We start from the raw sequence: 17,787 nt of genomic DNA on the forward strand, positions 1-17,787 counted from the left end.
GTCAGCCCCCTTGCCGTGGTGCGACGATTTCGATCCGGTCGCCGTCATTCAGTCTCTGTTCTGGCCTCAATACGGCAGGAACAAAACTTTCGTTCACTGCAGTCGCCACCTTGGCCGCGCCATAACCCAGCTCGATCAGCAGCGCATCAAGCGATGGTGCAGCGGTGTCCTGCACAGTGCCGTTAACCGTGATCTTCATGATAAAACTCCGGTTTCTGAGTATCGCCCGAGACCATCTCTGCTGCCATACGCGCCACCGCAGGCGACAAGAGGAAGCCGTGGCGAAAGAGGCCGTTGACATAAACTGTGCCCCCCTTGCGGGAAAGGCGCGGAAGGTTGTCGGGGAAAGCAGGGCGCGCATCAGCGCCAATTTCCAGCACCTCCGCCTCGCCGAAAGCGGGGTGCAGAGCATAGGCAGCCGACAGCAGCTCCATCACGGACCGAGCCGAGGCACGGCCGCGCTCTGTGCTCTCGATCTGTGTCGCACCCAGCATGAATACACCATCGCCCCGTGGCACGATGTAGAGTGGAAACCGCGGGTGCAACAGGCGAATGGGCCTTGTCAGGGTCACATCACGGCTGCGCAGCACCAGCATCTCTCCCTTGACCCCCCGCAGATCGGGCAAACTGTCCTGCGCGGCGAGGCCGCGACAGTCGATCACCGAACCATGAGGCTCTGCCGCATCTTGTTCGAATCGCACGCCTGCGTCCACCAGGCGCTTGTGCAGATGGTGCAGTGCCGCGCGAGGATTGATATGCGCCTCATCAGGAAAGAAAAGTGCGCGGTCGTGGCGCTCAACCAAATGCGGCTCTAACATGGCCAATTCTTCGCCTGTTACAAATCGATGCCCCTTGGTTCGGCGGGCGAATTGGTCCAGTTCGCGGCGGTCGCGCTGCAAGGTGACAACGAGCGAGCCCCGTCGGATTACCTCAACTCCCTGTGCCGCCCACCAATCGGCGGCCGCTTGACCCAATCGCACCACCGGCTCTTCTGCGGAAAAGCCCTCGCAAAATGGGGCCAGCATGCCGCCCGCCCACCAAGAGCAGGCATGCGCGCCGGGTGATGGTGCGGGATCGCGTAAAGTAACGTCAATGCCACGCGCGACAAGTTCGGTTGCCACGCAGAGGCCAACGATGCCCGCGCCCCGGATGGTGACAGGCCCTGTCATGTCCAAACCTCGTGAAAGTGGTGCACCGGGCCATGGCCCTTGCCAATTTCCAGCGTATCTGCGGCGAGAATGGCGCGATGCAACCAGCCATGGGCAGTTTCAACCGCTTTTGGCAAGGTTAGTCCCTTTGCGAGATGTGCCGCAATGGCCGATGATAGTGTGCAGCCAGTGCCATGGGTGTTGCGCGTGGCGATGCGGGGGGCGTCGAGGCGGTATGTTGCGTCAGCAATCAGCCAATCGGTGCAAGTCTCGCCTTGCGCGTGCCCGCCCTTCATCAAGACGGCCACGGTACCCATGTCCCGCAGAAGCGCGCCCTGCGCCTGCATTTCCGTACTGTCGCGCGCCTCTGACATGCCCAAAAGTGCTGCCGCCTCTGGCAGGTTCGGGGTGAGGAGATCGGCACGTGGCACAAGGTGTTCCACGAGGGCGGCACGCGCAGCGTCCGGCAAAAGGCGCGCGCCGGATTTTGCGACCATCACGGGATCAAGGACGATGGGGCCATGATATTCCGCCAGAGCCCGCGCCACTGTTTCGATGAGACCTGCGTCGCCCAGCATGCCGATCTTGATGCAATCGACCCTGATATCGCCTAAAACAGCTAAAATCTGTGCTTCAACAGTCGCGTTAGGGATGGGATGCACATCGGTCACCGCACAGGTGTTTTGGGCTGTCACGGCGGTAATCACGCTCGTTCCATAGACGCCCAGTGCCGAAAACGTCTTGAGATCTGCCTGAATGCCCGCGCCGCCGCCGCTGTCGGAGCCCGCGATTGTCAAAGCTGTGGCAATCATCTGCCGTTCCTCTCATCTTGCGGGGAAACGGACGGAGTGCGCGCCGGGCGTGCTGAGGTCCGTTCCCTACGCCGGCATCACCCGGATCAGGTTCGATGGGTTGGCTTTGCACCTCTCAGCCCTGAACACGGGCACCCCAACGGATATGCCTGATTGCTAACAGCCGGTTCTGCGCGCTGCAAGAGGAGAATGCGAGACAGGAAATGTCGCAAACAGCCGTCAAACCGGCGTGTAAAAACGCCACTTTGGGGCAGTCCCTCTTGCAGAAAGTTGCTCAGATGTCCTGTGTTCTAGACCGCCCTCAGTTCGACCGCGTCGCGAAATTCGTGCTCGATCCCGCGCTTGACGTTCCGCAAGAGGTGCTGGAGCGTATTGCCCTCCTGCTGATTGATACGCTCGGCGTCGCTGCGGGGGCCGCGACACTGGAGGTGGGTCAGATCGTACGCGATTTCGCGGTAGAGTTTCATGCGGCTTCTAGTGACAAACACAGCGCAACTTTGCTATTTGACGGGCGAACCTGTGCCATGCCTGGGGCGGCTTGGGCGCTTGCTACGCAGATCGACAATCTTGATGGGCATGACGGCTACAACCCGACCAAAGGGCATATCGGCTGCGCGCTGGTGCCAGCGCTCTTTGCCTATGCTGGGCAGCATCCACAGTTGACCGGGCGGCAGGCGCTCACTGCGCTTGCGATGGGCTATGAGGTGGCGGCACGGGCCGGTGTGGCGCTTCATGCCACGGTCAGCGATTATCACACCTCGGGCGCTTGGAATGCGCTGGGTGTTGCGGCCCTTGGGGCGCATCTGCGTGGGCAACCCTCGGATGTGTTGCGCGAGGCTATGGGGATCGCGGAATATCATGGGCCGCGCAGCCAGATGATGCGCGAAATTGCCAATCCTACCATGTTGCATGACGGATCGGGAATGGGGGCGCTTGTAGGAATTTCGTCACTGTTTCTTGCAGAACGCGGCTTTACCGGCGCGCCCGCGATTACGGTCGAGAGAGAAGACGTGGCGCATATTTGGGAAGATTTGGGACAGGATTGGACCATCCTGCGCAACTACATCAAACCCTATCCGATTTGCCGTTGGGCGCATGGCGCGCTGGAAGGGGTGCGTGTGCTGATGGTTGAGCAAGGGCTGCGCGCCGCAGAGATTGAGCGGCTTGAAGTGGCGACATTTGCCCAATCCGCCGCGCTTTTTCCGGGCCTTCCCAAGACGACGAGCGAGGCGCAGTATTCGCTGGGTTTTGCGCTTGCCACGCTGCTGGTGCATGGGCGCATCGGGCCAGAGCACATCACCGGTTCGGGCCTGAATGATCCGGAGGTCGCCCGCCTGCACGCGCGGATCACGGTGCGTGAAGAACCGCGCCATTCTGTCCGCTTTCCCGGCGGGCGCTGGTCTGATGTGACGGCGATCCTGCAGGACGGGCGGCGACTGACCTCAGGCGATGTCAACGCGCGTGGCGGCCCAGAGGCCCCCATGCCCGAAGCGGACGTGCGCACCAAGCTGGGTGCGATGGCCGGGCATGTGCTGTCGGAGGGGCGCATTGCGGCGCTTTGGGATATGAAACACAGACTGTTGCAGCCAGATATGCTTTTTTCCGAGATGGCTGATCTGGTCACGCCTGCACCGGACCGATGACAAAAAAAGCCCCGCCATGAGGGCGGGGCAAGTCAATGGTGCCCGAGAAAGTCAGGCCTTGGGCACCGGCGGTGTCTGGGTAATCAGTTAGGTCGCTCTTCCATTTCCGAGCGAATTTGCTGGCGTAGCACGTCGATGGGCACCACCTTGCCCTCGCGCTTGAAGCACCAATAGGTCCAGCCGTTGCACGAGGGTGCGCCTTCGAGATGCGCACCGATCTGATGGATCGAGCCGTTAACGCCATCGGCCACCAACGTGCCATCGGCACGCACCTTGGCCGCTTTGCCGTTGATCGAGGTCAGAACCTCACCGGGGCGCAACATTCCGCGCTCGATCAACTGACCAAAGGGCACACGGGGCTCTGCCCGTTTGGATGTTGAAACCTGAAGCGCGTCGCGGTCGAATTTACGGATATTCGCAAGCCGCTTTTCCGCAACACCGCGATAGGCTGCCTCACGTTCAATCCCGATGTAATCGCGGCCCAGCATCTTGGCCACGGCACCCGTGGTGCCCGTGCCAAAAAACGGGTCCAGTACGACATCGCCGGGATTGGTCGATCCGACAAGAACGCGGTGCAACAGGCTCTCGGGTTTTTGCGTCGGATGCGCCTTGTCGCCGTTGTCATCCTTGAGCCGCTCATGCCCGGTGCAGAGCGGCAGCACCCAATCCGAGCGCATCTGCACCCCGTCGTTGAGCGATTTCAGCGCCTCGTAATTGAAGGTGTACTTCGCACCCTCGGATTTCGACGCCCAGATCATCGTTTCGTGGGCGTTGGTCAGGCGCTTGCCGCGAAAATTCGGCATCGGGTTGGATTTGCGCCAGATCACATCGTTCAGGATCCAATAGCCCGCATCCTGCAGCGCCGCACCGACCCGAAAGATGTTGTGATAAGAGCCGATGACCCAGATTGCCCCATGAGGTTTGAGCAAGCGGCGCGCCGCCTTGAGCCAGTCTTGGGTGAACTTGTCGTAGGCGGCGAAACTTGCAAATTGGTCCCACGCGTCATCGACTGCATCCACTTGGCTATTGTCGGGTCGATGCAGGTCGCCCTTGAGCTGTAGATTATAAGGCGGATCAGCAAAGATGAGATCAACGCTTGCCTCTGGCAAGCTGTTCATCACCTCGATGCAATCCCCGGCGATAATCGTATTGAGAGGGAGCGCAGGCGCGCCCTTGGCTTTGGTCATTGTCGTCATCTTCTGCCTCTGTCCCGGCGCTTCTGCGCTCTGGTCGTTGGAGACCAAGATGAGTCAAACCCGATTCGCCGTCAAATTCTTTTTTGAATCAGAGGGTTAGTTATTTTCTTGATACAATATGTTGTGCACCGGCTTGAACGAACGTCTATGATGTGGGGTCACACCAAGATTTAGGAGCGCCTCTCTGTGGCTTTTCGATGGGTATCCGGCGTTCCGTTCCCAGCCATAGCCGGGGAACTGTTGCGCTAAATCCCACATGATCTGATCGCGCCTGATTTTCGCCACAATTGAGGCCGCCGCAATCGAAACCGAGACCGCATCGCCGCGCACAATGGCACGGGCGGGCAGGGTCAGGCCACGCGGGATCAGGTTACCGTCAATCAGGACAAGATCGGGCGGAGGATCGAGTGCTGCAATCGCCCTCTCCATCGCCAGATGCGCGGCGCGCAGAATGTTGAGCTGATCAATCTCTGCGACGCTGGCATGGGCCACGCTGACCTCGGCAGAGGCATGGATAGCCTCACAAAGTATGGCACGTCGCGCCGCGCTGAGTTTCTTTGAGTCGTTCAACCCCTCGGGAATATTGCCCGGATCAAGGATCACGGCGGCGGCCGTCACCGGACCAGCCAATGGCCCGCGCCCAACCTCATCCACCCCGGCAATGCGGAGATACCCCTCTGACAGGGCGGCGCGTTCATGGGTGAAATCAGGGCCAAGCATGACCCCACGTCGCATGATCCGAGCGCAAATGCAAAGGGAGGGGCGTGCCCCTCCCTTGCGCGCGCGATGTTTTCAGTAGAAACCGTATTGGTTCAGACAGTGATCCCGGTAGATCACCTGATGATGCCCGCCCACCCGCACGGCGCAGGCCGACGGCAGGGCAGTGTAAGAGCCGTAGCGCTGGTTCAGGCAGCGGCCAGAGTATCCCGCCCGGTTGCCTGCATAGACCCTGCAAGCCCCCGGCAAATTGACGCGCTGTGCCTTGCCATAATTTTTGCCATAGCCCCCACGGCCGTTGTCATAGCGGTGATCGTTATAGGCTTTGTCATGCCGACGGTCACGGGTGCTGTAATTGCGACCGTCGTAGTCGCGATAAGAGCCATTGTCCCGATAGCCGTCGTTGTTCTTCTGCTTGCTGTTGCTGGCAATCGCCGCGCCCACAATTGCGCCCAAGGCAATCCCCACGGCAAGATTGCGGTTGTCGCTGCGGTCGCGGGCAAGCGCGGGGGTGGCGGTGGCGGTTGTCAGCGCAACGGCACCAATAATAAGGGCTGTGGTAATTTTCCTGAACATTGGATGATCCTTTCACAAGCGAGTGGTCTAGTTGCGATGGTTGTCGCGGTGATAGGGGACATGGTTGCCATAGCCCCGCTGATAGACCGGGCGCCCTTGATGCTGGCGGCCATAGCCGCGCTGCGGTTCGTAAGAGCGGTGCTGGTTGTAGTGGTGGCGGTGATGATTGGGTTTGTAGACCTGTTTGTGGTGCCGTTTCGGGGTGTAATAGTGCTGCTGATAGCCATGACCCCGCGTGGCATAGTCGTTGCGACGATCGCGGTCGCGATTGCGATCATCCGCAAGTGCGGCCCCAACGATGGCCAGCGCCGCAACCCCGGCGATGATGGCCGCGGTTTCGCCGCGGTTCTGGGCTTGGGCTGGGGCTGCGGTAAGGCTGGACACGGTCAGAGCCGCGCCGATGATGAGAGCGATGAACTTGCGGTGCATGGTCATTCCTTTCAGGATGCTGACGGTCGTTTTCTTGCGTCGGTCCGCATGACCGAACGCTGTAATCCGAGGATGGGATCAGCCCGCCCAGACAGGCAATAACGCCCCAATGATATCAGATAACACGCCGTTTTCCGGCCAGTCCGTCGCACAAGTTATTGAATAGCCGCAGGCCTTGGCGCATCTTGGCGGCATGGAACAGATAACACGCCCCTTTATCCTTGCCTTTGGCCTGATGCTTGCCGCAACCACGGCACAGGCGGCCTGTCAGGTAGAATACAAGGCCAAGCGCGACAAACCGCTTGAGCTGTATTACGACGTCACCGTCGTAAACGCGCCCTGCGCCTCAGCAGAGGCCGCGCTCCGGGCGCAATTGGCACAGCAAGGTCTGACCTTGCTCAAGGTGCTGTCAAAGAAGGAAACCTAAGGTGATAGGTCAACGGGTGCGCGGATGCGCGGGATAACCACCACCGCCGCTGATGCACGCCGATCCGGCAATCGTGTGGTGATTGCCGGGGTCGGGGCCATCGTTGCAATTCTGACCAGTGCTGCGGTGTTCCTGTTTCTCAGCCTGCCAGATGCCAACGCCTTCAACGCCAAGGTCGAGCGGATCTTTGTTGAGAATGACGCGCTGACCGGTGAAGGCGAAATCAAACTGCTGGAAATCCTTGCCCTTTCAGGTACGGCATTCTCAGAAACACTGGTCAGCTACCGGATGGTGATCTTTGTGCTGTTGGTCTTCGCAACAGCTCTGCTGGTGGCGTCACTGGTTTTTCTGGTGATGCTGATCACCCTCAACCGCCGCATGGCGCAGATCGAGCGCTCGGGGATTCAGGTCAGTTCCCTGCTCATCAGCCGCGATGAAAAGACAGTGTATCTCAACGATATGGGGTTCAAGCTGACTGATGCCGCCATGGAAACGTTGAGTGTACTGGCAGAGGCCCGGATGGATGACGATGTGATGACCGGGGCCGAGATTGAAGCCGTGATTTCGGGGCGCAAACCCGAGGATTGCGAAGAGGCCGCCGGTGCAACGCGCATCAAGCGCCTGCGCGACACGTTGGGCAATCAGTTGGTGAGCGAGCTATTGGTCAAGAATATTGCGCGGCGCGGGTATATGCTGGCCATCGACAAGGCTGTGATCCGGGTGATCTGAGCAGTCTCAGACGCCCAAGGCCGCGACCAGCCGCGACCAGTCATGCGCCCAGCCGTCATCGTTGCGCTCACTCAGCCGGATCATCCAAAGCTCCATGTCTTGCCCCGGCAGCGCCTGATCAAGCGGCACCAAACGCCCTTCGTCCAAATCGCGTTGCACCATGCCTTCAGGCAGCCAGGCCACGCCGATTCCTCGGCGCGCGTATTCATGGGCGGCGAGCGTCAGCGCGGTTTCGGCGCGGCGGCGCAGGATACGGTTTGCGGGGATACGCGGCAGAATCGCGCGCGCCATGATCTGTCCCAGAAACACGTCTGCCGGATAGCCGATAAATGGCAGATCACTGCCCTGCGCCAGACGCGGGGCCGCCACTGGCCTCAGTCGCTCTCGCCCCAACAGAACCTGTTCGAAACTTCGGCTGAGCGTGAGTGGCGCAATCTCGGGCACGGCATAAACGACGGCCAGATCGGCCTCGCCGGAGAGCAGGCGCAAAAGACATTCCTCGCGGTTGTCGGATCGCACCCGTACCGGTCGTCCTCCTTGGGCGGTCAGAATGCTGACGATCGCCGGGGAATGGGTGGTGGTAATCGCGTGCTGACAGGCGAGCGTGAGGCCCCGCGTACCGGTGCGCTGTATCAGGCTTTCGCGCAAGTGGCGCAATTGCGTGGCCAACGCCCGCATCTCGCCCGCCTGCGCCTCGATCTCGGGCAAGAGCACAACGGGTTTGCGCCGCCGATCAAAGAGCGGCACGCCAAGCGCGTCCTCAATCGCGCGTAGGCGGCGGGTAAACGCGGATTGGCTCACATGCCGTGTCTCGGCGGCGCGCGCCAATGACCCAGCATCAGCAACTGCCAGAATATCGTCTAGCCACTCTAGCCGCATATTGCATTCCTTGCATTATATACGACAATAATAGCATTGGACGCGCGTATTGTCCCGCTTTAGCCTGCAAAAAACGCATGTTAAATGGAGGACACCCATGCATCTTGCCCGCTATCCCCGTCGTTTTCTCGCCCATCTGCCGACTCCGCTGGAACGGCTGGACCGTTTGACCAAGGAATTGAACGGTCCTGAAATCTGGATCAAGCGGGATGATTGCACCGGCCTTAGCACCGGCGGCAACAAGACCCGCAAGCTGGAATTCCTGATGGCAGAGGCCGAATTGCAGGGCGCGGATATGGTGATGACCCAAGGGGCCACGCAATCCAACCATGCGCGTCAAACGGCGGCCTTTGCCGCCAAACTGGGAATGGATTGCCACCTGCTGCTTGAGGATCGCACGGGTTCGAACAACGCCAATTACAACAATGGCGGCAACGTTCTGTTGGATCACATGCACGGGGCGACCACGGAAAAGCGCCCCGGTGGCGGCGACATGAATGCCGAGATGGAAAAGGTCGCGGACAAGTTCCGTGCCGATGGGCGCAATGTCTATACCATTCCCGGTGGTGGCTCGAACCCGACAGGCGCGCTTGGCTATGTTAACTGCGCCTTCGAGATGCTGGCGCAGTTCAATGATCGGGCGCTCAAGGTGGATCACATTGTTCATGCTACCGGCAGTGCTGGCACGCAGGCGGGGCTGATCACCGGTCTCAAGGCGATGAACGCGCAAATTCCGCTCTTGGGCATTGGCGTCCGCGCGCCCAAGGCCAAGCAAGAAGAGAACGTCTATAACCTCGCCTGCGCGACCGCTGAAAAGCTGGGCTGCGCCGGAGTGGTCAAGCGTGAGGATGTGGTTGCCAATACCGATTATGTTGGCGAAGGCTATGGCATTCCCACGGAATCCGGCATCGAAGCCATTCACATGTTTGCCGAATTGGAGGCAATCCTGCTCGATCCGGTGTATTCGGCCAAAGGGGCTGCGGGCTTTATCGACCTGATCCGCAAGGGTCATTTCAAGAAAGGTGAGCGCGTCGTCTTTCTGCATACCGGGGGGTCTGTCGCGCTGTTTGGCTATGACAGCGCCTTTGATTTCTCGGGCCGCTGGAAAAAGTAACCCATCCCAAAGGGCGAACAAGACAAAGCCCCGCAGCAATGCGGGGTTTTCCATGCCTGACATATCCGGTAAAGCGCTCTGTAACCTATATTTGCAGGCGGAAAAGCACGCATGAAATTCACATTGTCCTGGCTGAAAGAGCATCTGGAAACCACGGCCTCGGTTACCGAGATCGCCGAGACCCTGACCGATCTTGGGCTAGAGGTCGAAGGCATCGCCGACCCCGCCGCGCGGCTGCGTGACTTTACCATCGGCAAGGTGCTCAAGGCAGAACCGCATCCGGATGCGGACCGGCTGCGTGTCTGTCAGGTCGCGACAGCGGATGGAGAGACCCAGATTATCTGCGGGGCGCCCAATGCGCGGGAAGGGATCACCGTCGTGATCGCCAAGCCGGGCGTCTATGTGCCAGGCATCGACACCACCATCGGCGTTGGTAAGATCCGGGGCATCGAGAGCCACGGCATGATGTGTTCCGAGCGCGAGATGGAGCTTAGCGAAGAGCATGACGGCATCATCGAACTGCCTTCGGGCGAGGTAGGCCAGCGGTTTACCGATTGGCTGGCCGCCCATGATCCGGCCAAGGTTGACCCCGTGATCGAGATTGCCATCACCCCCAATCGTCCCGATGCGCTTGGCGTGCGCGGCATTGCTCTTGATCTGGCAGCGCGGGGAATGGGCAAGATGAAACCGGCGCAAACTGTCGACATCGAGGGGCAGTTCGCCTGCCCCATCGGTGTGACGATTGATGCGGATACGGCAACCGGCGGCTGTGAGGTTTTTGCTGGGCGGTTGATCCGGGGGGTCAAGAACGGCCCTTCTCCCGAATGGTTGCAACAGCGGCTGCGCGCCATCGGACTGCGTCCGATCTCGGCGCTGGTCGATATCACCAACTTCTTCACCTATGATCGCAATCGCCCCCTGCATGTTTTTGACGCGGACAAGGTGAAGGGTGACCTTCGCATACACCGCACGACAGGCGGCGAGACATTGATCGGACTGGATGAAAAGGAATACACCTTTGGCCTCGGTCAGGTGGTGATTTCTGACGAGTCCGGCATTGAGAGCATTGGCGGCATCATGGGGGGGCTCGCGACCGGCTGCACCGACGAAACCGTAAATGTCTTTCTGGAAGCGGCGGTATGGGACACCGTGCAGATCGCCACAACGGGCCGCGCTCTGCGGATCAACTCAGACGCGCGCTATCGCAACGAGCGCGGTATTGATCCTGCGTTCAACATGGAAGCACTGGATCTGGCGACGCAAATGATCCTCGACCTATGTGGTGGTGCGCCTTCGAACCGCGTCGTCGCGGGCAAGGTTCCGGATGTGAGCCGCGCCTACCGGCTTGATCCTGCGCGGGTGCAATCGCTGGTGGGAATGGAAATTCCTGAAAGCGAGCAGCGTCAGAGTTTAACTGCACTCGGCTTCAAGCTCGAAGGTAACATGGCCTATGTCCCAAGCTGGCGGCCTGATATTCTTGGCGAGGCGGATCTGGTGGAAGAGGTGGCGCGGATTGCATCTCTGACCAAGTTGCAAGGCCGCCCTATGGCACGCGCCCTGCCTGGCGTGCCCAAGCCGATCCTCAGCCCGATGCAAAAGCGCGAACAGATCGCGCGCCGCACCTGTGCGGCGCTTGGCTATAACGAATGTGTCACTTACAGCTTTATTGACCATGCCGCAGCCACGCTCTTTGGCGGAGGCGATGATGCGACGATGCTGGCCAATCCGATCAGCGCAGACCTTAGCCACATGCGTCCGGACCTGCTTCCGGGTCTGTTGCGGGCTGCGGCCCGCAATCAGGCGCGAGGGATCATGGATCTGGCGTTGTTCGAAGTGGGGCACGCCTTTCATGGTGGCGAGCCGGGTGAACAGCATTTGCAGGTTGCGGGACTTCTTGTAGGGCGCTCGGGGCCCAAAGAGGTACATGGCGCAGCGCGGGCGGTTGATGTCTTCGACGCCAAGGCCGATGTCGAAGCGATCCTCGCCGCTATTGGAGCGCCTGCCAAGGTGCAGATCTTGCGCGACGGGCCGGCATGGTTTCATCCGGGCCGGCATGGGCGGATCTGTCTGGGACCCAAAAAGGTACTGGGTATCTTTGGCGAGGTGCATCCGCGCATTTTGCAGGCGCTGGATGTCAAAGGGCCTGCCGTGGCCTTTACCCTCTATCCGGCGGAAATTCCGTTGCCGCGCAAGACATCTGCCAGCAGGGGCGCATTGGACATCAGCGATCTGCAGGCGGTCGAGCGCGATTTCGCCTTTGTGGTAGACGTCCAAACCGAGGCGCTGACCCTCATCAACGCGGCGGCTGGGGCCGACAAGGCGCTGATCGAGGATGTTCGCGTGTTTGATGCCTTCAGCGGTGGTAATCTGGGTGAGGGCAAGAAATCCCTCGCTTTGACCGTACGCCTTCAACCCCGCGACAAGACCCTGACCGAAGCCGAGATTGAAGCGGTATCGGGCAAGATCATCGAAAAGGTAACAAAGGCGACCGGCGGAGTGCTGCGTGGCTGAACAAGAGGAGAAAACCATGCTCAAGGTCTATCTTTCAGGCGAAATCCACACTGATTGGCGCGATCAGATTGTTGAAGGGTCCAAAGGGCTTGATGTGGTGTTCTCAGGCCCGGTCACGGATCACGCGGCGAGCGATGATTGCGGCGTGGCGATCCTTGGGGAAGAGCCGAACAAATATTGGCACGACCACAAGGGCGCGATGGTCAACGCCATTCGCACGCGCAAGGGGATTACCGAGGCGGATGTTGTCGTGGTGCGCTTTGGTGAGCAGTACAAGCAATGGAACGCAGCCTTTGACGCAGGTTATGCAGCGGCACTTGGCAAGTCGCTGATTATCTTGCAACGCCCCGAACATGACCATGCGCTCAAAGAAGTAGATGCCGCCGCTCTTGCTGTGGCCCGAGAACCGGCGCAGGTTGTGGATCTGTTGCGCTATGTGCTCACTGGTACCCTGCCGGGCTAGGGGCGGCTGCGCTATCCTTGATCAAGAACGGGCTTGCTCCTGGGGCATGCTCAGTCTGACGAAGCGTGCAAGGTCGGTCACGTAAAGGGGATCACAAGCCCCACGAGAATCAGGAGCATGCCTGAACTGATGTTCATGCGGCGCAGTGCTGCCGGGCTCTGCAAGAGGCGACGCGCGCGGTCGAGAAAAAGCGCCAGTGCCAGATTTCCAAGCATGGGCACGATCGCCGAAATCGCAAGAATCGCGGCGATGTCTAGCACGGTAACCTGCGCCAGATCGAAGAAACCCGGCAGAAAACCCATGTAGAAGAGGATCGCCTTGGGGTTGCCGATGACCGCCGCCACGCCAACCGAAAACCCGGCCCAGATGCCGGGGCGGGTCATGCGGCTATCGGCACCCGGGACGCGCGCAGGCGCACGGATCAGCAAGAGGCCCATACCGATGAATACGCCCGCTGCGATCCAGCGCAGCAGGTTCAGCGCATCACCATAGATCGACAGAACCCATGCAAGGCCGAGAATGGCGCAGAGCGGCCAGATCAGATCGCCCAAGGCAACGCCCACAGCCAGCGGCCATGCCCCGCGCATACCGCCCGAGAGGGCGCGCGCCGTCAATGCCACCCAGACCGGGCCCGGCACAGCCCAGAGGCCTGCCATGGCCGCAGCATAGAGCATCAGATCGAAAGCCGCGATGGTCATGGGGCCTCTGGCAAGGTCAGGCTGCCATCCTCGGCGAGTGGCCAAAAGGGGTTCATCGCCACTTCCCAAACATGACCGTCGGGATCGGCATAATAGCCGGAATAGCCGCCCCAGAATACATTTTCAGGATGTTTGAGCGCGGCAGCCCCGGCGGCGAGCGCGGTGGAAAAGGCGGCGTCCACCTCTGCCTCGGTTACAAAGTTCTGGGCCAGCGTGATTGCCCCGGTCCCGAGGGCGGCATCCGGGCGGCCCTGATCGGCGGCGAGATGCGCCTTGCCGAAGAGACCAAGCACCAAACCGTTCATCTGGTAGAACACCACCTCTGGAAGTGCCTCGGTCGGGGTCCAGCCAAGCGCTTCATAGAAGGTACGCGACCGTTCAAGATCCTCGACGCCTAGGGTAATGAGAGTGACGCGTTGCGGGGTCATGGGGCCTCTGGTGTGATCTGGCTGATGCCAGAGGTGTCTGTGACGTGGATATGTTGTGCGCGGTTGCCCAGTTCGGAGAATAGCTCTGGCCCGGTGCCGGTCATCCATGCCTGAGCGCCGAGTGCGCAGATTTCGTCATAAAGGGCCGCGCGGCGGGTGGCGTCAAGATGGGCTGCGACCTCATCCAGCAACAAGAGCGGCGGCGCCCCGAAATCGCGCGCAAGGGCGCGGGCATTCGCAAGGATGAGCGAGACCAGAAGCGCCTTTTGCTCGCCGGTGGAGCAGTCAGCGGCGGGCACGCCCTTGGCGGCATAGACACCGTAGAGATCGGCGCGGTGCGGTCCGATCAGGGTGCGACCGGCCATCAGATCGCGAAAACGGCTCTCGGCCAATGCTTGACGCAGATCGTCGGCACTGTCCGGCATCTCCCCTTCGGTTTGCGTCAGCTCCAGTTCTGCAGTGGGAAAGGCGGTTTCGGCTTGCATCTGCGCCCCCATGATCAGGGCGAGCGCGTGCTGGCGGTTGGCATGGATTTCGGCGCCCGCGTCGGCCATTTGCCGTTCGAGCGCAAGATACCACTGCGCATCGCGCACCTGATCCTTGAGCAGACGGTTGCGTTCGCGCATCGCCTTGTCATAAGCGAGCGTGACCTCGGCATGGGCGGGAATAAAGCTCATGGTCATGCGGTCGAGAAAGCGGCGGCGGCCGTCTGCCCCTTCGATCCAAAGGCGGTCCATGGCTGGGACGAGCCAGAGAAGGCGCGCGATACGGCCAAGCGCCAATTGCGTGGCGGTCTTGCTGTCGATCCGGACTTGGCGGGCGGCGGTGCCTTCGGCGAAGGTCTCGACTTCGTGAACCTGATGCAAAGAATTCAGGATCGCGGTGATCTTCCAGCCGAGCGCCTCGGGGCGTCGCGCCATGTCCTGCGCTGCGGCCCGCCGTAGACCACGACCGGGGGACAAGAGTGAAATCGCTTCGATCAGGTTCGTCTTGCCCGCCCCATTCGGCCCATGAATCGCCACAGGCCGCGCATCAAGCGAAAGTCGCCCTGATTTATGAGAGCGGAAATGCGAGAGGGTCAATTCCGACAGGTAAAGGCCGGGCATTCACGGCCCTTTCATCGTTCCGAAACACTCCCGCCGCAGGCACCTACGGGTGTCACACCCGCATCGGCATCACGACATAAACCGCCGTCGTGTCATTGCCTTCGCGCATCAGCGTCGGGTCACCCGAAGAGTTGAAGAGGAAGACCGCGTTCTCACGATCCACCTGACTTGCGATCTCCAGCAGATATTTCGCGTTAAACCCAATCTCCAGCCGCTCATCGCCATAGGCCACGGCCAATTCTTCTTCGGCGGCACCGCTATCTGGGGCGTTGACCGAGAGGATCAGGCGATCTTCGTCAAGCGAGAGCTTCACCGCGCGCGAGCGCTCTGAGCTCACGGTTGCCACACGGTCCACCGCCTGCGCGAATTCTGCGGCATCCACCTCCATTCGGCGGGTGTTGCCCTGCGGAATGACGCGGGTGTAATCGGGGAAGGTGCCATCAATCACCTTAGAGGTGAGGGTAATGTCGGGCGTGGCAAAACGGATCTTGGTTTCTGAAACCGAGACCGCGATTTTCATGTCATCGTCTTCGAGCAGTTTACGCAGTTCGCCCACGGTCTTGCGCGGAACGATCACGCCGGGCATGTCCGAGGCTCCATCAGGCAGGTCAGCATCAATACGCGCAAGGCGGTGACCATCGGTGGCGACGCATCGCAGAACCTTGCCGCCATCGGCGTCCGAGACGTGCAGATAGACGCCGTTGAGGTAATAGCGGGTTTCCTCGGTGGAAATGGCAAATTTCGATTTGTCGAAGAGGCGGCGCAGCACTGGCGCGGGGGCCGAGAAATTGCTGGCATATTCCGAGGAGGCCATCACCGGAAAGTCTTCTTTCGGCAAGGTGGCGAGATTGAAATTTGACCGTCCGGCCTGCACCGTAAGACGGCCCGAGGCCCCGTCGTCGCTGAGCGTGACCAGCGACCCATCGGGCAGTTTGCGCACGATTTCATGGAGCATCACTGCCGATACAGTTGTGGCACCGGCACGCTCGACCTGAGCAGGAGCCTTGTCCACCACTTCGATATCAAGATCGGTGGCGCGGAATTGTACGCTGTTACCTTCGGCCTCGATCAGGACATTGGCGAGGATCGGGATCGTATTGCGCCGTTCGACCACCGATTGGGCCTGAGACACGGCTTTAAGCAATGCGCCGCGTTCGATGCTGAGTTTCATTCCCTCGCTCCTGTCAGGTGCCGGATCAATGCCGGGAGGGGCAAGGTAGCAACTCCACCCCGCACCTCAAGTGTTTTTTGGAGTTTTCGGCTGGAAAACCGACAGCGTCAAGGGCTGGCGCCACTTACCCTTCCAGCGTGCGACGCAGAAGCTCCAGATCCTCGGCAATCTGTGCATCTTGAATGCGCAACTCGTCGATACGCTTGACGCCATGCATGATCGTTGTGTGGTCGCGCCCACCAAAACGCCGACCGATTTCCGGCAAGGACCGCGATGTCATCTGTTTGCAAAGATACATCGCCACCTGTCGCGGGCGGGCGTAGCAGCGCGTTCGCTTTGGGCCGATCATATCGCTGAGCCGGATATTGTAATGATCCGAGACCTTGCGCTGAATTTCCTCAATAGACACTTTGCGCTCGGATGCGCGCAGCACATCCGCAAGGCAATCTTGGGTCAGTTCCAGTGTGATCGGCTTGCGCACCAGCGAGGCGAAGGCGAAAAGCCGGGTCATCGCACCCTCGAGCACGCGCACATTTGTGCTGATCCGGTGCGCGAGGAATTCAAGCACGCCGTCGCTAAGGGCAAGGTCGGGGTATTGCGCGCGGTAGCGGTCCACCTTGGATTGCAGGATGCCAAGACGCAATTCATAATCAGTCGGGTGAAGGTCAACCACGAGGCCACATTGCAGGCGCGACTTGATGCGTTCCTCAAGATTGGCAATCTCTCCGGGGGCGCGGTCGGCGGAAATTACGATCTGCTTGTTCTGGTCCACAAGCGCATTGAAGGTGTGAAAGAACTCTTCTTGCGTGCTGTCCTTGCCGGCGATGAACTGCACGTCGTCGACCATCAGAACATCGACGGAACGGAACACCGATTTGAAATCCATCATCTTGCGGTCGCGCAGCGCTTGCACAAAGCGATACATGAACTGTTCCGCCGAGAGATAGACAACGTTGAGATCGGGGCGGGTGATCTTCAATTCCCAAGCGATCGCATGCATCAGGTGGGTCTTGCCAAGGCCGACGCCGCCATAAAGAAACAGTGGATTGAATGTAACGGGGCCGCATTCGGCCACCCGGCGCGCTGCGGCATGGGCTAGTTCATTGGGCTTACCGACCACGAAACTATCAAACGTGAACCTCTCGTCCAGCGGCGCAGACGGAACGATGCTGTCGGCGATAGGTTCCACCGAGGCTACGGTAGCAGGCCGTGAGGGGCGCGCGCCACTATTGGCGGCAACACGGAATTGCAGTCGCCTGACATCAGGAGACAGATTGCTCATCTGATAGAGAATCAATTCGCCAAAATGTTGCGATACATAATTGCCAAGAAATGTCGTGGGGACATGAAAGGTCGCGACACCATCATCGACGCGAGCAAATTCCAGCGGCTCTATCCAGTTCTTGAAATTGCTCTGCCCGACGGATTGCTGAAGTTTTTGCTTCAACTGGCCCCATTGCTCTTGTGTCATTCTGTCCCCGTTCCGCGACTCTACCGTTCTTCTCAAGCCGGATCTGACAGCAGTTGTTCGATCCGGCGCGACACAGTTTTGAGTCGGCAAAGCAACTTGCGTTCCGATGCTAGGTGCAACGGATGCATGTCCCCTCGTCAACAAGCGCGTACTCTGAAATCAATCACCGTATATGCGCGGCCCGTCCCAAAGCCACGCGGTTCCTGACCGCAAAGTACATTCGCATTGGACATGACTAGAGCAGAGTGCTCAGTAGCGGTGCCATAGCT

At 60.0% G+C, this 17,787-nt stretch carries 19 protein-coding genes and 1 riboswitch; of the genes, 6 read left to right on the forward strand and 13 right to left on the reverse strand.

Features of this window, described 5'->3' with window-relative positions:
- Position 1 precedes the first annotated feature (1 nt).
- From thiS to thiD, 3 genes are read right to left on the reverse strand one after another with little or no spacing between them, the layout of a single operon-like run.
- The gene (gene thiS / locus GC127_RS09175; protein ID WP_151977691.1) at positions 2 to 199 is read right to left on the reverse strand and encodes a sulfur carrier protein ThiS; all 198 of its coding nucleotides are present in this window, start codon (positions 197 to 199) and stop codon (positions 2 to 4) included.
- Complete coding sequence (locus GC127_RS09180) at positions 183 to 1,169, reverse strand: FAD-dependent oxidoreductase (RefSeq protein ID WP_151977693.1); 987 nt, start codon at positions 1,167 to 1,169, stop codon at positions 183 to 185. The genes thiS and GC127_RS09180 overlap by 17 nt, the downstream gene beginning before the upstream one ends.
- The gene (gene thiD, locus GC127_RS09185; protein ID WP_151977695.1) at positions 1,166 to 1,960 is read right to left on the reverse strand and encodes a bifunctional hydroxymethylpyrimidine kinase/phosphomethylpyrimidine kinase; all 795 of its coding nucleotides are present in this window, start codon (positions 1,958 to 1,960) and stop codon (positions 1,166 to 1,168) included. Before thiD ends, GC127_RS09180 begins: the two co-directional genes overlap by 4 nt.
- Before the next feature lie 46 nt (positions 1,961 to 2,006).
- A riboswitch (TPP riboswitch) is annotated at positions 2,007 to 2,109 on the reverse strand.
- Positions 2,110 to 2,238: 129 nt separating this feature from the next.
- On the opposite strand from thiD, the gene GC127_RS09190 reads away from it, so the two are divergent.
- Complete coding sequence (locus GC127_RS09190) at positions 2,239 to 3,603, forward strand: MmgE/PrpD family protein (protein WP_151977697.1); 1,365 nt, start codon at positions 2,239 to 2,241, stop codon at positions 3,601 to 3,603.
- A gap of 83 nt (positions 3,604 to 3,686) precedes the next feature.
- On the opposite strand, the gene GC127_RS09195 is transcribed toward GC127_RS09190, so the two are convergent.
- The 4 genes from GC127_RS09195 to GC127_RS09210 all read right to left on the reverse strand — a co-directional run bounded on the left by GC127_RS09195 (position 3,687) and on the right by GC127_RS09210 (position 6,521).
- The gene (locus GC127_RS09195) at positions 3,687 to 4,799 is read right to left on the reverse strand and encodes a site-specific DNA-methyltransferase (protein ID WP_081507164.1); all 1,113 of its coding nucleotides are present in this window, start codon (positions 4,797 to 4,799) and stop codon (positions 3,687 to 3,689) included.
- 96 nt (positions 4,800 to 4,895) lie between these two features.
- A complete protein-coding gene (locus GC127_RS09200) occupies positions 4,896 to 5,519 on the reverse strand; it encodes a ribonuclease HII (RefSeq protein ID WP_081507163.1) in 624 nt (207 codons plus the stop codon).
- 72 nt (positions 5,520 to 5,591) lie between these two features.
- Positions 5,592 to 6,092, reverse strand: a complete 501-nt coding sequence (locus GC127_RS09205) for a hypothetical protein (RefSeq protein WP_151977699.1) — start codon at positions 6,090 to 6,092, stop codon at positions 5,592 to 5,594.
- 27 nt (positions 6,093 to 6,119) lie between these two features.
- A complete protein-coding gene (locus tag GC127_RS09210; protein WP_254700046.1) occupies positions 6,120 to 6,521 on the reverse strand; it encodes a hypothetical protein in 402 nt (133 codons plus the stop codon).
- 193 nt (positions 6,522 to 6,714) lie between these two features.
- Here GC127_RS09210 and GC127_RS09215 point away from each other — a divergent pair, with 193 nt between their 5' ends.
- Both GC127_RS09215 and GC127_RS09220 read left to right on the forward strand, forming a co-directional pair.
- A complete protein-coding gene (locus GC127_RS09215; protein WP_037297840.1) occupies positions 6,715 to 6,948 on the forward strand; it encodes a hypothetical protein in 234 nt (77 codons plus the stop codon).
- A gap of 24 nt (positions 6,949 to 6,972) precedes the next feature.
- Positions 6,973 to 7,677, forward strand: a complete 705-nt coding sequence (locus GC127_RS09220) for a hypothetical protein (RefSeq protein ID WP_008281268.1) — start codon at positions 6,973 to 6,975, stop codon at positions 7,675 to 7,677.
- Positions 7,678 to 7,683: 6 nt separating this feature from the next.
- Here GC127_RS09220 and GC127_RS09225 read toward each other — a convergent pair whose 3' ends face one another.
- Complete coding sequence (locus GC127_RS09225) at positions 7,684 to 8,556, reverse strand: LysR family transcriptional regulator (RefSeq protein ID WP_081507161.1); 873 nt, start codon at positions 8,554 to 8,556, stop codon at positions 7,684 to 7,686.
- A gap of 97 nt (positions 8,557 to 8,653) precedes the next feature.
- Between GC127_RS09225 and GC127_RS09230 the strand changes: the two genes are divergently transcribed.
- The 3 genes from GC127_RS09230 (at position 8,654) to GC127_RS09240 (ending at position 12,644) form a co-directional block, all read left to right on the forward strand.
- Positions 8,654 to 9,670 (forward strand): D-cysteine desulfhydrase, encoded by a 1,017-nt coding sequence (locus GC127_RS09230; protein ID WP_008281270.1) that lies wholly within the window; start codon positions 8,654 to 8,656, stop codon positions 9,668 to 9,670.
- Between the two features lie 111 nt (positions 9,671 to 9,781).
- Positions 9,782 to 12,181 (forward strand): phenylalanine--tRNA ligase subunit beta, encoded by a 2,400-nt coding sequence (pheT, locus tag GC127_RS09235; RefSeq protein WP_151977703.1) that lies wholly within the window; start codon positions 9,782 to 9,784, stop codon positions 12,179 to 12,181.
- 16 nt (positions 12,182 to 12,197) lie between these two features.
- On the forward strand, positions 12,198 to 12,644 hold the full coding sequence (locus tag GC127_RS09240) for a YtoQ family protein (RefSeq protein ID WP_081507159.1): 447 nt from the start codon (positions 12,198 to 12,200) through the stop codon (positions 12,642 to 12,644).
- A gap of 77 nt (positions 12,645 to 12,721) precedes the next feature.
- On the opposite strand, the gene GC127_RS09245 is transcribed toward GC127_RS09240, so the two are convergent.
- The 5 genes from GC127_RS09245 to dnaA form a co-directional block, all read right to left on the reverse strand.
- Entirely contained in the window at positions 12,722 to 13,342 is a 621-nt protein-coding gene (locus tag GC127_RS09245; RefSeq protein WP_151977705.1) for a LysE family translocator, read from the reverse strand.
- On the reverse strand, positions 13,339 to 13,770 hold the full coding sequence (locus GC127_RS09250; protein ID WP_151977707.1) for a VOC family protein: 432 nt from the start codon (positions 13,768 to 13,770) through the stop codon (positions 13,339 to 13,341). Before GC127_RS09250 ends, GC127_RS09245 begins: the two co-directional genes overlap by 4 nt.
- Positions 13,767 to 14,876, reverse strand: a complete 1,110-nt coding sequence (recF, locus tag GC127_RS09255) for a DNA replication/repair protein RecF (RefSeq protein WP_151977709.1) — start codon at positions 14,874 to 14,876, stop codon at positions 13,767 to 13,769. The genes GC127_RS09250 and recF overlap by 4 nt, the downstream gene beginning before the upstream one ends.
- 52 nt (positions 14,877 to 14,928) lie before the next feature.
- Positions 14,929 to 16,047 carry a DNA polymerase III subunit beta gene (dnaN, locus tag GC127_RS09260; protein WP_008281276.1) on the reverse strand — a complete coding sequence of 373 codons (1,119 nt, stop codon included), beginning with the start codon at positions 16,045 to 16,047 and terminating at the stop codon, positions 14,929 to 14,931.
- Positions 16,048 to 16,171: 124 nt separating this feature from the next.
- On the reverse strand, positions 16,172 to 17,518 hold the full coding sequence (dnaA, locus tag GC127_RS09265) for a chromosomal replication initiator protein DnaA (RefSeq protein ID WP_008281277.1): 1,347 nt from the start codon (positions 17,516 to 17,518) through the stop codon (positions 16,172 to 16,174).
- Positions 17,519 to 17,787 lie beyond the last annotated feature (269 nt).

Origin of the sequence: Roseovarius sp. EC-HK134, from assembly GCF_902498815.1 — a bacterium.
Lineage (GTDB): Bacteria > Pseudomonadota > Alphaproteobacteria > Rhodobacterales > Rhodobacteraceae > Roseovarius > Roseovarius mucosus_A.

Bases quoted from the DNA above. Each gene is read 5' to 3' on its own strand.
- dnaN (WP_008281276.1), bottom strand. From the start codon at position 16,047: ATGAAACTCAGCATCGAACGCGGCGCATTGCTTAAAGCCGTGTCTCAG.
- GC127_RS09220 (WP_008281268.1), top strand. From the start codon at position 6,973: ATGCGCGGGATAACCACCACCGCCGCTGATGCACGCCGATCCGGCAAT.
- thiD (WP_151977695.1), bottom strand. From the start codon at position 1,960: ATGATTGCCACAGCTTTGACAATCGCGGGCTCCGACAGCGGCGGCGGC.
- GC127_RS09210 (WP_254700046.1), bottom strand. From the start codon at position 6,521: ATGCACCGCAAGTTCATCGCTCTCATCATCGGCGCGGCTCTGACCGTG.
- dnaA (WP_008281277.1), bottom strand. From the start codon at position 17,518: ATGACACAAGAGCAATGGGGCCAGTTGAAGCAAAAACTTCAGCAATCC.
- GC127_RS09215 (WP_037297840.1), top strand. From the start codon at position 6,715: ATGGAACAGATAACACGCCCCTTTATCCTTGCCTTTGGCCTGATGCTT.
- GC127_RS09225 (WP_081507161.1), bottom strand. From the start codon at position 8,556: ATGCGGCTAGAGTGGCTAGACGATATTCTGGCAGTTGCTGATGCTGGG.
- GC127_RS09195 (WP_081507164.1), bottom strand. From the start codon at position 4,799: ATGACGACAATGACCAAAGCCAAGGGCGCGCCTGCGCTCCCTCTCAAT.
- recF (WP_151977709.1), bottom strand. From the start codon at position 14,876: ATGCCCGGCCTTTACCTGTCGGAATTGACCCTCTCGCATTTCCGCTCT.
- GC127_RS09190 (WP_151977697.1), top strand. From the start codon at position 2,239: ATGTCCTGTGTTCTAGACCGCCCTCAGTTCGACCGCGTCGCGAAATTC.
- GC127_RS09250 (WP_151977707.1), bottom strand. From the start codon at position 13,770: ATGACCCCGCAACGCGTCACTCTCATTACCCTAGGCGTCGAGGATCTT.
- GC127_RS09245 (WP_151977705.1), bottom strand. From the start codon at position 13,342: ATGACCATCGCGGCTTTCGATCTGATGCTCTATGCTGCGGCCATGGCA.
- GC127_RS09230 (WP_008281270.1), top strand. From the start codon at position 8,654: ATGCATCTTGCCCGCTATCCCCGTCGTTTTCTCGCCCATCTGCCGACT.
- GC127_RS09205 (WP_151977699.1), bottom strand. From the start codon at position 6,092: ATGTTCAGGAAAATTACCACAGCCCTTATTATTGGTGCCGTTGCGCTG.
- pheT (WP_151977703.1), top strand. From the start codon at position 9,782: ATGAAATTCACATTGTCCTGGCTGAAAGAGCATCTGGAAACCACGGCC.
- GC127_RS09180 (WP_151977693.1), bottom strand. From the start codon at position 1,169: ATGACAGGGCCTGTCACCATCCGGGGCGCGGGCATCGTTGGCCTCTGC.
- GC127_RS09240 (WP_081507159.1), top strand. From the start codon at position 12,198: ATGCTCAAGGTCTATCTTTCAGGCGAAATCCACACTGATTGGCGCGAT.
- thiS (WP_151977691.1), bottom strand. From the start codon at position 199: ATGAAGATCACGGTTAACGGCACTGTGCAGGACACCGCTGCACCATCG.
- GC127_RS09200 (WP_081507163.1), bottom strand. From the start codon at position 5,519: ATGCTTGGCCCTGATTTCACCCATGAACGCGCCGCCCTGTCAGAGGGG.